1 protein-coding gene is annotated in these 826 nt (G+C 25.7%); it reads right to left on the reverse strand.

Going from position 1 to position 826, the window contains the following annotated elements; all coding sequences use genetic code 11:
* Positions 1–71, reverse strand: a 71-nt coding sequence (locus KPL50_RS26610) for a 2-C-methyl-D-erythritol 2,4-cyclodiphosphate synthase (RefSeq protein ID WP_216301466.1), incomplete at its 3' end; no start/stop codon positions are given.
* Positions 72–826 lie beyond the last annotated feature (755 nt).

The following is an 826-nucleotide window of genomic DNA, read 5'->3' on the forward strand; positions in this document are numbered from 1 at the left end:
GTCACTCCCCCGAGTATTAATTTTCTATCATTAACTAATCTGTGAACATCATATCCCATTCCTATTCTCAAGCGAATCACCTCTTTTCAATTTAATTTATAAAGATTTCAAATATGTGTTATATATTTGAATTTAATATATACTTATGTGCCTAATATACCATTTCACGAGATGGTAATCAAGAAATTTTATTAGGGAGATATATTGCAGCGACCTAGGAGAGGATTTAACACTTTAGACGTAGTAAATACAAGTGATATTATAGAAAATAAGTTATTAACATGTTATCAACAAAACTGTGGATAATGTGCATAACTTAATAATTAAATATTGAATTATTTTATTTAATAGACAAATATTTACATGTTATCTTCCACGATATACATAATAACGACAAATAACTAATCATTAACAGCAGCTCCACAAGTTATACACAGAAAGGCTGTTGATAATGTGCATAACTATTAAATAGTTCGTAAATTTTAACATATAATTACATATGTTAAATGGGATTGTGGATTAGTAAAACTTAATGTGCACAATCTGTGAGTCTAACTAAAAAAAATAATAAATTTAAAATAATTAGCAAAACAATGTAAATTAAATACAACTTCATAATTAAAAGAGATTACAATTAAATTGGAATAATATATAAAATAATATATAAAATGTATTTATAAGTTTTGTGGCAAAACGTGGCTATAACTAAAATACAATGTGTATAATATAAATTTTAAAAGGATTATAGCTGCGAAATAAGCACTATAGGCCTGAAACATGAAAATGATTACATAGTAGCCTATGTTGCAATTGAGATCATTAGAGC

It is taken from the genome of Clostridium sp. CF012, from assembly GCF_018861755.1.
In the GTDB taxonomy this organism is placed as follows: domain Bacteria; phylum Bacillota; class Clostridia; order Clostridiales; family Clostridiaceae; genus Clostridium_AD.